The sequence below is a fragment of the Undibacterium sp. 14-3-2 genome (genome assembly GCF_016595265.1).
Lineage (GTDB): Bacteria > Pseudomonadota > Gammaproteobacteria > Burkholderiales > Burkholderiaceae_D > Undibacterium > Undibacterium aquatile.
Genome location: NZ_JAENGS010000002.1, coordinates 373,750 through 388,279, shown reverse-complemented (window position 1 = coordinate 388,279; position 14,530 = coordinate 373,750). Strand labels below are relative to the sequence as shown.

The following is a 14,530-nucleotide window of genomic DNA, read 5'->3' as shown; positions in this document are numbered from 1 at the left end:
GCCTCAACATGATCAAACGTATTGTGCTTGTGATCGCTGGTTTCAGCGTTTCTGTTTCCGCGCTGGCGATGTGTGAATCCGAAGAAAAATCTGCTAAATATCATGGTGTCTTGTTTGATGCGATGGCGCAGATTGATCGTGGAATGTACGATCAGGTATTGGCGAAGATGGATAAATCGGGTGTGCAGGGGATGGCACTGTTCGGGCGCATCACAGGTAAAAGCAATGGTGACGGCGATGTTCTGGCGCTGAAGAAAAATTTTCCGCAGAAATTTATTATCGGTACGCCCAAATGGTTTGATCTGAGGGGCGATGTGTCAGCGTTGTATCAGCGTCAGACTTTGTCCGGGTTACGGGACGGGCCGTATCAGTTTGTCGGCGAAATCATGTTTGCGCATGGCGATAAATCTCATGGTGAACAAACTGCCAGCGGGGAGCGTTACGTTTCCGCTGACAAACCGAATGTCTTGCAACTGATGCAGGAGCTGCAAACATTGCAGGCACCGGTGATGACGCATTGGGAAGTGTATAACTGGAACCGCGACTGGCCTGCGTTTCACGCCTTATACAGAAAATTTCCGCAACTGACATTTATCTGGCCGCACGCTGGCTTTGGCTCGGCGGCGCAGGTAGAAACGGTGTTGTCACAACATGAGAACCTCATCATCAGCTTGTCGAAAACAGAAAAAGACCAGCGCAGCCTCAGCAGCGAAGAAAAATCTGCGCAACTTGGCGGCGCGATGATTGATGATTGTGGCGTGATTCTTCCTGAATGGCGCGCCTTGCTTGATCGTTTTCCGACACGCTTTATGTTTGCCACCGATGCCCACAAAGATTTTCGCTGGGATAAATACGGCCACATCGTCAGTCGCTGGCGTCATATTCTCGGCCAACTGCCAGATGAACAAGCGCAAATGATCGCCTGGAAAAATGCAGAACGCGTTTATGGCAAGCCGCGCTGAACGATGCGTTTAGATAGACGGGTATAAACAAAAAAAGTGTGAATAAAGAGGTCATGCAACGGAACGACTTAGGTCGCTCGTGAGCAATGATGTATGCCGGAATTGGTTTTGATGCCTTCAATATACTCGGGGGGAGTATATTTAAAACCCCTTGTTTTACGCTGACAATAAGGCGAAAAACGCAGATACTCCCCTGAAAATGCTGATTACGGGAGTATCACCAGCCCAGAATGCTGATGGGAATTGCGGTCGCCGCGACGGTAGCTGCGATACAGGAATTTGCCATCGGTATGGCTGCTGCATAGTGTGCAGGAATGGCCTTTGTCGATATGCCGCAAACCTGCTTTTTGTAATTCGATGACGGCAATCGCATTCAGATCCAGATGGCAACTGCATGTTTCCCCGAAGACGCTTCCTTTATTTCCTGTGAGCTGCATGGGTGAAGCACGACTGCTTTTCGTGACGTACGTTGATAAAGTCTGGATGTTACTCAGCAAAAACGCTGGAAGGTAGATACGGTCAGGCCAAGTACTCATCTTGCAGAAGTTGATATTGATCAATAACCCAGTTTTGCTTCGCTAGTCGGAATTAGCTAATAGATAATCCAATAAGTCAAATTAATTTCTAAAGTGAGTCAAAATTGTAACTATTACCACAAAAAACTTAAATTTAATTGATTTTGTGCAACAATAAAAATGTGTTTTTGGTAATTGTAAATATCAAATGATCACTTTTATTGATTAACTTATTTTAAAAAATAAGTCTATTTTGCATAAAAAGAGATGCCGCTAAGTAGCCGCATTCCTGCAATGGTATCGTCAGCGCTGTTTGTTTGCGTCATTCAATACGCACCAGGCGCATGGGCAAATGTTGGAGGCACGGTGGTTATCTCCGATCAGACAGACTGCTCTGACGGTCACCAATCTGCTGCATGCGGGTGGGATGGGATGCCCGATCTCTCGCCGTCAAATGGCGATGGCGGCGGCGGTAGTGACGGCGGTCGTTCGGAAGCGCCAGCGAAGCGTACAGCAGAACAAAAGGCCGCGGATGCCGCAAAATGTAAGGAACAGAAAACAGAAAACAGAAAGCGAAGGGCAAGCCAGCCGCATGTACGACTCGTTGATGCAAGTGTGTGCCAGCGCAAATAGTAGCGCGCTAGGCAATTATCTTCAGCTATGGTTGAAATTCGTTCCTGAGTTACTTGGTTATCCAGGGCGAGACTGCGCAACCGTCAACACAAGAGCTTATAGCGATGCGCTAGATATCTTTTCTAAAAAATATGATATGTGTTACACGAACGGACAGAGAGACTAATTATGCCCATCCGACGACTCTATTTAAGCCTGTTTGCTATTCTTTTAGCGGTCAGTGCACTTTTATATGTCACAAGGCAATCAAGGGATGCATCGGATACTAATCTGGCACCCGAGATCCGGCCAACAATCCGTTCAACCTATACAGAACCGAACCAAGCCAGTGCTGGTGGCTTGGCGAATGTGACAGTCGACAATGCGCAGAAGAAAATTCCCGTCAATCCACTCATTGGTCGAGTCTTAGATTGGAACAAGTATCCCGGCACACTGGATAGCCAGATTCATCGTGTACTTGATAGCCATAATGGAGAAATGGCGCTTGATGTCGCTGCCAAGCTGTGGAATTGCAAGTTTGTAGCTGGCGTGTTGGACTCGGCGTATGCTTCGCAGAAGTCGTCATCGGAAGATATGGCGATGCAGGAATCAAGGCTTAGAGTGATACAAAATACTCAAAGGGAGAACGCTGATTGTCAAACGGTGGCAGGTGACCGGGATCAATGGCGATTGCGCGTATTAGATGTGGCAATAGAGCAGAAAATGGCTGGTGCAGCGATCGAGAGTTTTAATCAAGGTGTGCGCCGACCGGAAGTAATTCAACGTGTCGTGCAAGATGCGCAGGCTGGCGACATTAAATCGCTTACCGATGTGGCTTACCACAAAGCTGCAACTTTTGAGATATCTGCTGATACGCAACGTGCGATACGGTATGCATTGGTACTCGCTTCGCAAGACCCGGTTGTCGGAAAAATGGTACACCCCTATCTGAACATCGCAGAAACGACCTCTGTGCCAGTCGGTGGGGAAGCGAAACCAAAATTTGACGACGCTAATCTGAGTGATGATGTGCACAAGGAAGCGAATGCGATCGCAGAACGCCTGGTCAGTCGCATCAAAAGAAGAGAGCAGTAACATCAAGCAAGGCTCCTTTTCACCTGAGCTTTGCTTATCCGTTCAACTGACCACGATATCGCAACGTATCTAATTCAAAGAAAGAAGAATGATCACTATCCAACGACCTTGCTTAGCCATATTGGCGATCTTATTGGCGAGAAGTGCGCTTCTTTTTATCACTCGGCAGTCGGACGACGTATCGGTGACTACGCAAATACCTGATACTCGGTCTGCCGCTACTTTCGGAAATACAGCATCTCCTTCGACCAATACCAGAACTATCACGGCAGAAGACGAAAGTCGAAATAAACCGCAAGCCCCACTCCCTGGAACTGGTCGACACTTAGACTGGAACAAGTACCCCGGCACACTCGACAGTCATGATGGACAACTGGCTATGGATGTCGCTGCGAAGCTGTGGGAATGCAAGGTCGCGACTCTGATGCTCGATCCAGCATATTCCTCGCCATCGGAAGATCCTGGGATTCGTGCTGCAACGGTTGAACGCACTCAAAAATATCAAAGGATAAATGCTGATTGTCAAACCATCGCCGGGGATCGGGATCAATGGCGATTACGTGTTCTGGATGTGGCAATAGAACAGAAAATAGCGGGTGCGGCGGTGGAGAGTTTTAATCAAGGTGTGCGCCGACCAGACGTGCTGCAAAGTGTGGTGCAAGATGCACAGGCTGGTGATATTAAATCGCTTACTAATATCGCTTACCATAAGGCTGAAACTTTTGATATATCGGCTGATACGCAACGTGCAAGCCGATATGCGCTGGAAATCGCTTCGAAAGACCCGGTTGTCGGAGAAATGGTACGACCATATTTGCGGACAGCCGAAATAATTTCCGTGCCGGTTGGTGGAGAAGCAAAACCAAAATTTGACGACTCCAATCTGAGCGACGAAGTGCGCAAAGAAGGCAAAGCGATCGCGGAACGGCTGATCAGTCGTATCAAAAGAGGTGGACAGTAATAGCAATCCGGGCTCCATTTTTAATGGAGTCTGGGTTGTTTCTGCTAACTTGCCATGTTACCGATTGTATTGAGTTCTGATTACGGGAGTATCACCAAACCAGAATGCTGATGGGAATTGCGGTCGCCGCGACGGTAGCTGCGATACATGAATTTGCCATCGGTGTGGCTGCTGCATAGCGTGCAGGAATGGCCTTTATCGATATGCTGCAAGCCAGCTTTTTGTAATTCGATGACCGCAATCGCGTTCAGATCCAGATGCTGGTACGACGGCGTGATCAGTTCTGCCGGATGATCGGCAAACGCGCCGACAAATTCCTGTGCGAGTTCTTCGCTGACTTCAAAACAACAAGCGTTGATATGCGAACCGATGGCGGCAACCCAGTCTGCCGGGTCTTCCCCTTCGGCGCGCAGTCGTTGCCACAACGCGCCAATCACGCCATAACGCAGACCGCGCCAGCCCGCATGCACAGCGGCAATCGCTTTACCGTCGCGCCGCGCAAACAGCACGGGCACACAATCGGCGGTAATTACGGTGACGGGAATGCCCGGCTGGCGGGTATAAAAGCCGTCGGCACCGCCGCACATTTGTTGTCCGGTGGTGATCTCAACGATCTCCGTTCCATGCACCTGCGTTTTCTCCGGCACGTGATGCCAATAGGGGCTGAGCGCGCTGGGCACCAGATGGCGCGCCGTGCCGAAACCATATTGAATACCGGGAATAGCAGCGAGCAACGGAGAGGTCAGGGACATGATCTAGGTGAATAAAAAGTACGACACAATTCAGCGAATTCGGTTCTGTGCACGGTGATATAGCGATAAGGCCATTGTCGTGGCGAATTCACGCATTGCATGTTTGTGAGTTTGCTGGTCGCCGCTATTTTAATCCAGGCACAGCATTTGCAGACGCCCATTATTTTTTTATGCGGCTATGCGCGCGCAAAAAAAAGCCTGGTTGCGCATCACATACCCCTGAAACGGAATTGATAACGCTGGCTTACCGGCAGACGGGCACTGTGCTCACGCAGACTGAGCCATAGTGCATCATTCACATCGCGGTTAACGCTGGCAATGCGTTTCACTGCGACGAGGTAGCCACGATGAATTTGCCAGAATCCGGCATCGTCCAGCGTGCTGGCGAGCTCTTTCAAAGGAGTGCGTATGTGCGCCTCGATAGTATCTGTCACCACGCGGGTATATTTCAATTCGGCACAAAAATAGATGACGTCGCTGAGGTCAATAAAGTGGATAGTATTGCCGACCGCTGCCTGCAACCAAGCTGGTGGTGCTGTCTTGTGCTGCTGACGTTCCTGAATGTTTTGCATGACACGGCTGATGTCTGGTGGCGGTGTCGTCAGGCGTTCGCGTACTCTGGCAATGGTACGCGCCAGTCGGGCCGGGCTGCTGGGTTTCACGACGTAATCGAGTGCGCCTTCTTCAAAGGCAGCAATCGCATGTTCCTGAAATGCAGTGACGAATACCACGTGCGTGCGGTTCGCAAACGTCTTTGCAACGTCTAACCCGTTCAGGCCAGGCATACGAATATCCAGAAAGGCGACATCCGGCAACATTTCTCTTGCCATGTGCAGAGCTTCAAATCCATCGGCAGCTTCAGCGACGATCTCCGCTTCCGGCCATAGCAACGCAAGCGACTCGCGTAATTCTGCCCTGAGCAGCGGCTCATCGTCCGCGATCAGCACACGTGGTTTTTTCTCAGAATTGTCAGGACTATTCATGATTCATTTTTACTTGCAGACATAAGAACGCTATTAAACCATTAGCAATGCCGGCGCTCATGTTATGGATGAAACGCATGGCACGATCAGTTCCGCCACCGTGCGCTGCTCAGGTGTCATGCGTAATTCAAATTGTGCCTGGTCGGCGTATAGAGCATGCAGACGTTCACGCAAATTCCGTAAGCCTACACCATGCCCCATGATGGTTTGTTCCAGTCCTGCGCCACTATCGCTGACGATCACGTGCAGGTAGCCGTTCTTTTGATGTGCTTGCAGCAGAATGTCGACTTGCCCGGGCTGGCGTTCGACACCATGCTGCACGGCATTTTCCACCAGCGACATCAGCATCATCGGAGGCAAGGCGATGTCGGTGATCTCTGGCACATAATCGAGTTGAAAACGCATGCGCTCGCCAAAGCGGATGGCCATCAGTGCCAGATAGTTTTCAGCCAGTTTAAATTCTCTGCCGACGGTTGACATCGGTTGGCGTAAATCGGGAAGTGCGCTTTGCAGATAGGCGATCAGATGATCCAGCATCTGCACCGCCTTATCCGGATCGTGGCGAGCCAGATAGCGGCTATTCGCCAGCGTATTATAAAGAAAGTGTGGTTCCACCTGCGCCTGCAAAGCTTTCAGTTCAGCGGCTAAAGCTAGTTGTTTTAAATTTGCGATCTGAACGTCACGCGATTGTGTCTGGGTTCTCCATAAAGGCAGACCGAGTAACAGGCAGGTGAACATCTGAGCGCTGACGAATGCCTGAAGGGAAGTCAACCCTTCGGACTCATTCATATTGACCCACCATTCATAGGCTTGTACCGCTGCCCATGATGTCAAGCAGGACAGTGACAGCAGCCCGAACCATACCAGCAGCCAGTTACGTCCTTTTTTTAACAGCCGCATACTGAGCAACAGTGTCCACGCCGTTAAACACAGGGGAAACGCCAGCAATCCGAATAATCCCAGCCAGGCCTGCGCATGCCATTGTATCGCCAGCAAAATCACGGCAGCCAACATCAAGATACTCAGAATTAGCTGTGGTAATGAAAAACCCAGTAGTGCTACTACTGCCGATCCAGCATCGTCAGCAATGTGCTGGGCGCGTCTTTTCGATGGGCTGTGCCACAGCAGGCGCTTGCCTGCAGTGACCAGAGTTGAAAACGATGTTAACTTCACAGCACAGGTTTGGTTGGCAATGATTTGACTGGCTTCATTTTATCCACAGGTATATCAGTACTGACAATTTCCAGTTGTAAATCGTCTAACCAGACCTGACCTTTTCCTTCATCAATGACGCCAAACGCAATCGCTTTTGCATCAGCAGGCACGTCCAGCACCACGCTGCGTAATTGCCAATCGGTCGTGCCTTTGATGGGTTTATCCTGGCTATTGTAAAAAGGGGAATCTTCTCTTGACGTTGTATCGATACGCATCCACAAGCCAGCCCAGTTATCGACATCTTTTGTTTTTATTCTTGCCTGAAAACGTATCCGCTTGCCACGATACTGATCAGCCGCAATCATTTGCATCAGCGTTCCCCAACTGCTTTCATCGCCGCTGACATAGCGGATAAATTTACTGCCTTTACCAGAGATGGTCTGGTTATGGTCGATTCCTATCTGGTAGGACTTCGGCGTCTTACCAGCCAAATCCCAGGGGGCTGCCAGTTTTTCTACTGATTCTGCTGCGAGTGCATATAACGATGAGGCGGCGAGCACTGACAAAATAATATATCCGGGTTTCATGTTTTCTCCTTTTCATGACGACATGTCATGGAGTGACTGTGCCAGAGCTAAGTACAGTCATGGCGGGCTTGTGACAGGCGCATGATTTTAACGATAAACGCGGTCACTGGACGATAAATGAACTCCGGGTAATCTCATCTATTCTTATTTGCCCATTATTTTTTCTTTATCACGGTCATCAGCTCACTGAAATAAGTCTGGTTCGCTTCTTGCATGTTCGCTTTCTGTTTAGTTTTTTTAAAAGCATTCCGCTGACCATGCCATTTTCTAAGTCTGATCCCTTGCCAGAACATAGCAGCCTGAAGATCGTGGTCGTCAATACTGTGAATTTGCAGGATGACGCGCACCAGCCGGATGCGGATGCACGCGCGGCGCTGGAGGCACAGCTGGCGCGGTCGCGGGCGCTGCGTATAGGTTTGCTGCAGGCGGGGTACAACATCATCGCCTCGATTCCGGGTGATATTTACATGATAGAGCGCATTGCGCAGTTGCAGCCGGACATGATCATCATCGATGCCGAATCCGATGCCCGCGATGTGCTGGAACACATGGTCTTTGCGACGCGCGATGCGCCGCGCCCTATCGTTTTATTTACTGAAGACGGCAATCCTTCGCAACTGGCGGCGGCGATGGAAGCGGGCGTGTCGGCGTATGTGGTGGCGGGTTTGCAGACGGAGCGCGTGAAGCCGGTGCTCGACGTGGCGATGGCAAGGTTTCATGCAGATCAGAAGCTGCGCACGGAATTATCCGACACCAAAGCCCGGCTGGCGGAGCGTAAAACCATAGAGCGTGCCAAAGGTTATCTGATGGAGCGCCATCATTTATCTGAGAACGATGCTTACCAGCGTTTGCGTAAGCAGGCGATGGAAAAAAACATGAAACTGGTTGATCTTGCCCAGCGTTTGCTGGATGCCTCGGATTTATTGGGATAGCGTCGCAAGGATGTTCTGCTTTGGTGCGCCGCACAACTAAAGTGCGTTGGGCGTTGCTGGCAACCTTGCTTTTTCACCTTATTTCACTCTGGGCGCTTGCTGGCACAGCAATTGCTCATACAAAGTCAAGCGCCAACGATGGCGTCAGTAAAATGCAGGACCAATCAACCGGCGAACGAAATTGCCGGGAATACAGCGTTCACCGCTAACGGCGGCGGTGTCGTTCAGACAAAGGTGTCTTTCCATCTGTTTTTTAAAAACGGATGGCAGGCACCTTTTTTGTTTTTTGATTAGGACTTACGCAAATTTGTCCCGGCAAGGCATGGCGATGAAGACAGTACGAATAGTACGGCTAAGAGCCATAACGCAGCTGGGGCGGTTTTGCGTAAATCCTGTTGGGATTAATTTTTATTCGCTGGAGTGCACATGACTAAGCCGCAACAACCTCAGAATCAGGAAGCCCACCATGAAGAAGCAACGATTAATTTGCCGCGTCGCAGCTTGTTGCAAAGCGCGGGCGTGTTTGCGGGAGCCAGCATGATGGGCTTATCGACCGGCGGTGTCTGGGCGGCGGGCTCGGATAAACCAGAAAAAACAGAAGTACGCATAGGCTTTATTCCGCTCACGGATTGCGCTTCCGTGGTGATGGCATCGGTGCTGGGCTTTGATAAAAAGTATGGCATCAAGATCGTGCCGACCAAGGAATCATCCTGGGCGAGTGTGCGCGATAAGCTGGTCAATGGCGAGCTGGATGCGGCACATGTTTTATACGGTTTGCTGTATGGCGTGCAGATGGGCATCGGTGGCGCGAAAAAAGATATGTCTGTGCTGATGACGCTGAATAACAATGGTCAGGCGATCACTTTGTCGAAAAAGCTCGCGGATCAGGGTGCGGTGGATGGCGCTGGCCTGGCCAAACTGATGGCACGCGAAAAACGTGAATACACGTTTGCCCAGACTTTCCCTACCGGCACGCATGCGATGTGGCTGTATTACTGGATGGCAGCCAATGGCATTCATCCCTTGAAAGATGCCAAGGTCATTACCGTACCACCGCCGCAGATGGTGGCGAATATGCGGGTTGGCAATATGGATGGCTATTGTGTCGGCGAACCGTGGAATCACCGCGCGATTGCCGATGGCATCGGTATCACGGCGGCAACCACGCAGGATATCTGGAAAGACCATCCGGAAAAAGTGCTCGGCACCACCGATGAGTTCACCAAAAAATATCCGAACACTGCGCGCGCGATGACGGCTGCGATACTGGAAGCGAGCCGCTGGATCGATGCGTCCTTATCGAACAAAACCAAAATGGCAGAAACGATCGCCGACAAATCCTATGTGAATACGTCGGTCGATGTGATTAATCAACGCATTTTAGGGCGTTATCAGAATGGTCTGGGCAAAACCTGGGATGACCCGAATTACATGAAATTCTTTAACGATGGTGCGGTGAATTTCCCGTATTTGTCAGACGGTATGTGGTTCATGACCCAGCATAAACGCTGGGGCTTGCTGAAGACTGATCCGGATTATCTGGCGGTGGCAAAAGCAGTGAACCGGATTGATATCTACAAAGATGCAGCGGCGATGGCGAAAGTGAATGTGCCTAAAGACGTGATGCGCAGCAGCAAGCTGATGGATGGCACGGTGTGGGATGGTAAGAATCCTGCAGCGTATGCCGCCTCGTTCAAAATCAAAGCCTGACACGCGGTTTCGGGAGGAAAGTATGACGACCTTAGTTCATGATGCAATCAGCACTACAGAGAAACTTGCCGCTACCGCGCCAGCGGCTGCTACTGAGGTGAACAGTATCACCACGACGGCAACCGCAGTAGCAACAGCGGCCACTGCGCCAGCGAAGCCACAGCCGCAGCCGCGGTCATTCCGGCCTTTGTTACTCAAAGTATTGCCACCTTTGTTTGGCATCGCACTGATGCTGTTGATCTGGTCAATTATCGCGGTGAAAGATTCTTCTTTTCCTTCGCCGTGGGTGACTTTGCAGGAAGCGATTAAAGTTTTTTCTGATCCGTTTTATCAGAACGGGCCGAATGATCAGGGCATAGGCTGGAATATTTATGCCTCGCTGAAACGCGTCGCGGTGGGCTTCGGGCTGGCAGCCATCGTCGGTATTCCGCTGGGTTTTCTGATCGGGCGTTTTCCGTTTTTATCCGGCATGTTTAATCCTGTCATCAGCTTGCTGAAACCCGTCTCGCCGCTGGCTTGGTTGCCTATCGGTTTGCTGGTATTCAAGTCGGCGCACCCGGCAGCGATCTGGTCGATTTTCATCTGCTCGATCTGGCCTATGGTGATCAACACCGCGATCGGTGTGCAACGTGTGCCGCAGGATTATATGAATGTGGCGCGGGTACTGAATCTGTCGGAATGGAAAATCGTCACCCGCATTTTGTTGCCCAGTGTTTTGCCTTACATGCTGACCGGTGTGCGGCTCGCGATCGGCACTGCATGGCTGGTGATTGTGGCAGCAGAAATGCTGACCGGCGGCGTCGGTATTGGCTTTTGGGTCTGGGATGAATGGAATAACCTGAATGTACCGCACATCATTATTGCCATCATCGTCATCGGCTTGGTTGGTCTGATACTCGAACAGATACTGGTTGCTGCGGCACGCGCATTCACCTACGAAGATACGGGAGCATGAACATGGAAACGATGAGCAATGCCGCAGGCAATAAAATGCGTGAAATCGATCAGAAGTACATAGAAATCAATCAGGTCGAGATGCGTTTCGATACGCGCAAAGGCGGCTTTCATGCGCTGCGCGAGATTAATCTGAATGTCGCTAAAGGGGAATTTGTGACCCTGATTGGTCACTCCGGTTGCGGTAAATCGACCTTGCTGAATCTGATTGCCGGTCTGACCAAAGCCAGCTCCGGCACCTTGCTGTGTGCGCACCGTGAGATTGCCGGGCCTTCACCGGAGCGCGGCGTGGTGTTCCAGAATCATTCGCTGCTGCCGTGGCTGACCTGTTTTGAAAATATTTATCTGGCGGTCGAACGTGTATTCGGGGCGACAGAAAATAAGACCAAATTGATCAAGCGCACCATGCATGCCTTGTCGCTGGTGGGGCTGACACATGCGGAAAAAAGACGTCCGAATGAAATTTCCGGCGGCATGAAACAACGCGTTGGTATCGCACGCGCACTGGCAATCGAACCCAAAGTTTTGCTGATGGACGAGCCTTTCGGTGCGCTTGATGCGCTGACCCGCGCGCATTTGCAGGATGAATTGCTGAAGATCGTTGCCAAGACCGAATCTACGGTTGTGATGGTGACGCACGATGTAGATGAAGCTGTGCTGCTGTCGGATCGCATCGTCATGCTGACCAATGGCCCGGCGGCAACGATAGGCGAAATTCTGCATGTCGATCTGCCACGCCCGCGTGATCGTGTGGCGCTGTCACAGAATCCGCAATATGCCGCGTATCGCAGTGAAGTGCTGGAATTTTTGTATCACCGTCAGTCGCATCCTGCCAAAGATGTGGCGTAAGCCCGGCAATCAAAACAGAACAGGGACATATAATGAAAAAGCTCAAACTGGTGATGGTTGGGAATGGCATGGCGGGTGTACGCACGCTCGAAGAATTACTGAAGATCGCCCCCGATCTGTATGACGTCACGGTCTTCGGTGCCGAACCTTACGCCAATTACAACCGGATTTTGTTGTCGCCGGTACTGGCCGGTGAGCAGACCATCAAAGACATTATGCTCAATGACGTGGATTGGTATGAAGAAAACCATATCACGCTGCATCTGGGGAAAAAAATCGTTCGTATCGATCGTGTGAAACGGCTGGTGATTGCGGACGATGGCACGCAGACCGAATACGACAGACTCTTGCTGGCAACCGGCTCCACGCCGTTCATGCTGCCGGTGCCGGGCAAGGATTTGCAAGGCGTGATCGCCTATCGCGATATCCATGACACGAATGCGATGATTGCCGCTGCCGAGCAGCATACGCATGCAGTGGTGATCGGCGGTGGATTGCTCGGGCTGGAAGCAGCGAATGGCCTGAAAATGCGCGGCATGCAGGTCTCGGTCGTACATTTGCCGGGCTGGCTGATGGAAAGGCAGCTCGACCCGGTAGCAGGCAAGATGCTGCAAAAGTCACTGGAAGACCGTGGCCTGAATTTTTTACTCGAAAAAAATACCGAAGCCATACTCGGCGATGAACAAGGTCAGGTCAAGGCAATACGTTTTACCGATGGGCTGGAAATTCCGGCACAACTGATCGTGATGGCGGTGGGTATACGTCCGAATACGGCGCTGGCCGAATCCGCAGGCTTGTACTGCAATCGCGGCATCATCGTCAATGACACCATGCAAACCTATGACCCGCGTATCTATGCCGTCGGTGAATGCGTGAATCATCGTGGCACGGTGTATGGGCTGGTCGCCCCTTTGTTTGAAATGGCCAAGGTGTGCGCGAATCATCTGGCGAATTTCGGCATCGGTCGTTATCAGGGATCGGTGACATCCACCAAACTCAAAGTCACCGGCATTGATCTGTTTTCCGCTGGTGAATTCATGGGTGGCAACGATACCGAAGAAATCATTCTATCCGACCCGATAGGCGGCGTTTACAAAAAGCTGGTGCTCAAAGATGACAAACTGATCGGCGCTTGTTTGTATGGCGATACGGTGGATGGCAGCTGGTATTTCAAACTGCTGCGCGACGGAAAAAATATCGCAGAGATTCGCGACACGCTGATGTTTGGCGAATCGAATACCGGCGATGTCGGCCACGAAGGACATACCAAAGCCGCAGCGATGCCGGATAACGCCGAGGTCTGCGGCTGCAATGGCGTGTGCAAAGGCACTATCGTCAAGGCGATCAAAGAAAAAGGTTTATTCACACTGGAAGATGTGCGCAAACACACGAAAGCCTCGGCTTCCTGCGGTTCCTGCACCGGGCTGGTCGAGCAGATCATTATGTTCACGGTGGGCGGCGATTATTCATCAACGCCGAAAGCCAAGGCGATGTGCAGTTGCACCGATCATTCACACGCTGTAGTACGGCAAACGATTAAAGAACAGCATTTACTGACGGTGGCAGCCGTGCAGCAATTCATGAACTGGCGCACGCCGAATGGTTGTGCGAGCTGTCGCCCAGCGCTGAATTATTATCTGATTTCGACCTGGCCGCGCGAAGCGATTGATGATCCGCAATCACGATTCATCAATGAACGCTCGCATGCGAATATTCAGAAAGACGGCACTTACTCTGTGATTCCGCGCATGTGGGGCGGCGAAACCAATGCGTCCGAATTGCGCCGGATTGCCGATGTGGTCGATAAATATCAGATACCGACAGTCAAAGTCACCGGCGGTCAGCGGATAGATTTACTCGGTGTGAAAAAACAGGATTTACCGGCGGTGTGGAGCGATCTTGGCATGCCGTGCGGCCTGGCGTATGCCAAAGGTTTGCGTACCGTGAAGACCTGCGTCGGCAGCGAATGGTGTCGCTTCGGCACGCAGAATTCCACCCTCATGGGACAACAACTGGAGCGCGAACTGGCACGCATGTATGCGCCGCATAAGGTCAAGCTGGCGGTATCCGGCTGCCCGCGTAACTGTGCCGAGGCGGGGATTAAAGACGTTGGCGTGATCGGCGTCGATTCCGGTTGGGAAGTGTATGTCGGCGGCAATGGTGGTATCAAAACCGAGGTGGCGCAATTCTTTGTGAAGCTGAAAACGCATGAAGAAGTGATGGAATACACAGGCGCGTTTTTGCAGCTGTATCGCGAGGAAGGCTGGTATCTGGAACGCACCGTGCATTATCTGGCGCGGGTCGGTCTCGACTATGTGAAGAAGATCATTCTGGAAGATGAAGAGCGTCGTCAGGAACTTTACCAGCGCTTGTTGTTTTCTCTGGAAGGCGAGAGCGATCCGTGGCATGCACCTGAAAAAGCGCAAGTCGATACGCGCCAGTTCACCGCATTGACGGTGTGAT

At 51.2% G+C, this 14,530-nt stretch carries 14 protein-coding genes; 9 read left to right on the top strand and 5 right to left on the bottom strand.

The features are described 5' to 3' along the window. Positions 1-8: 8 nt before the first annotated feature. Entirely contained in the window at positions 9-962 is a 954-nt protein-coding gene (locus Undi14_RS06235; protein ID WP_200178717.1) for an amidohydrolase family protein, read from the top strand. Positions 963-1,168: 206 nt separating this feature from the next. On the opposite strand, the gene Undi14_RS06230 is transcribed toward Undi14_RS06235, so the two are convergent. After that, complete coding sequence (locus Undi14_RS06230) at positions 1,169-1,498, bottom strand: laccase domain-containing protein (RefSeq protein WP_200178716.1); 330 nt, start codon at positions 1,496-1,498, stop codon at positions 1,169-1,171. Positions 1,499-1,744: 246 nt separating this feature from the next. Between Undi14_RS06230 and Undi14_RS06225 the strand changes: the two genes are divergently transcribed. The 3 genes from Undi14_RS06225 to Undi14_RS06215 all read left to right on the top strand — a co-directional run bounded on the left by Undi14_RS06225 (position 1,745) and on the right by Undi14_RS06215 (position 4,145). Next, complete coding sequence (locus Undi14_RS06225) at positions 1,745-2,110, top strand: hypothetical protein (RefSeq protein ID WP_200178713.1); 366 nt, start codon at positions 1,745-1,747, stop codon at positions 2,108-2,110. A gap of 168 nt (positions 2,111-2,278) precedes the next feature. Continuing rightward, a complete protein-coding gene (locus Undi14_RS06220; RefSeq protein ID WP_200178711.1) occupies positions 2,279-3,184 on the top strand; it encodes a hypothetical protein in 906 nt (301 codons plus the stop codon). Between the two features lie 88 nt (positions 3,185-3,272). Beyond that, positions 3,273-4,145, top strand: a complete 873-nt coding sequence (locus tag Undi14_RS06215; RefSeq protein WP_200178710.1) for a hypothetical protein — start codon at positions 3,273-3,275, stop codon at positions 4,143-4,145. 80 nt (positions 4,146-4,225) lie between these two features. Here Undi14_RS06215 and Undi14_RS06210 read toward each other — a convergent pair whose 3' ends face one another. The 4 genes from Undi14_RS06210 to Undi14_RS06195 form a co-directional block, all read right to left on the bottom strand. Next, positions 4,226-4,897: a polyphenol oxidase family protein gene (locus Undi14_RS06210; protein ID WP_200178709.1), complete on the bottom strand. Its 672-nt coding sequence runs from the start codon at positions 4,895-4,897 to the stop codon at positions 4,226-4,228. Positions 4,898-5,106: 209 nt separating this feature from the next. Continuing rightward, the gene (locus Undi14_RS06205; protein WP_200178708.1) at positions 5,107-5,880 is read right to left on the bottom strand and encodes a LytTR family DNA-binding domain-containing protein; all 774 of its coding nucleotides are present in this window, start codon (positions 5,878-5,880) and stop codon (positions 5,107-5,109) included. 57 nt (positions 5,881-5,937) lie between these two features. Next, the gene (locus Undi14_RS18495; RefSeq protein ID WP_200178707.1) at positions 5,938-7,053 is read right to left on the bottom strand and encodes a histidine kinase; all 1,116 of its coding nucleotides are present in this window, start codon (positions 7,051-7,053) and stop codon (positions 5,938-5,940) included. Then, positions 7,050-7,622 carry a transcriptional regulator gene (locus Undi14_RS06195; RefSeq protein ID WP_200178706.1) on the bottom strand — a complete coding sequence of 191 codons (573 nt, stop codon included), beginning with the start codon at positions 7,620-7,622 and terminating at the stop codon, positions 7,050-7,052. Before Undi14_RS06195 ends, Undi14_RS18495 begins: the two co-directional genes overlap by 4 nt. Positions 7,623-7,879: 257 nt before the next feature. Between Undi14_RS06195 and Undi14_RS06190 the strand changes: the two genes are divergently transcribed. The 5 genes from Undi14_RS06190 (at position 7,880) to nirB (ending at position 14,529) form a co-directional block, all read left to right on the top strand. After that, entirely contained in the window at positions 7,880-8,554 is a 675-nt protein-coding gene (locus Undi14_RS06190; protein ID WP_200178704.1) for an ANTAR domain-containing response regulator, read from the top strand. A gap of 426 nt (positions 8,555-8,980) precedes the next feature. After that, the gene (locus Undi14_RS06185) at positions 8,981-10,264 is read left to right on the top strand and encodes a CmpA/NrtA family ABC transporter substrate-binding protein (RefSeq protein ID WP_200178702.1); all 1,284 of its coding nucleotides are present in this window, start codon (positions 8,981-8,983) and stop codon (positions 10,262-10,264) included. A 22-nt stretch (positions 10,265-10,286) separates the two neighbouring features. Then, positions 10,287-11,219, top strand: a complete 933-nt coding sequence (gene ntrB, locus Undi14_RS06180) for a nitrate ABC transporter permease (RefSeq protein ID WP_200178699.1) — start codon at positions 10,287-10,289, stop codon at positions 11,217-11,219. An 11-nt stretch (positions 11,220-11,230) separates the two neighbouring features. Continuing rightward, complete coding sequence (locus Undi14_RS06175; protein WP_370589915.1) at positions 11,231-12,067, top strand: ABC transporter ATP-binding protein; 837 nt, start codon at positions 11,231-11,233, stop codon at positions 12,065-12,067. Between the two features lie 32 nt (positions 12,068-12,099). Beyond that, positions 12,100-14,529 carry a nitrite reductase large subunit NirB gene (gene nirB, locus Undi14_RS06170; protein ID WP_200178698.1) on the top strand — a complete coding sequence of 810 codons (2,430 nt, stop codon included), beginning with the start codon at positions 12,100-12,102 and terminating at the stop codon, positions 14,527-14,529. The last annotated feature ends 1 nt before the right edge of the window (position 14,530 follow it).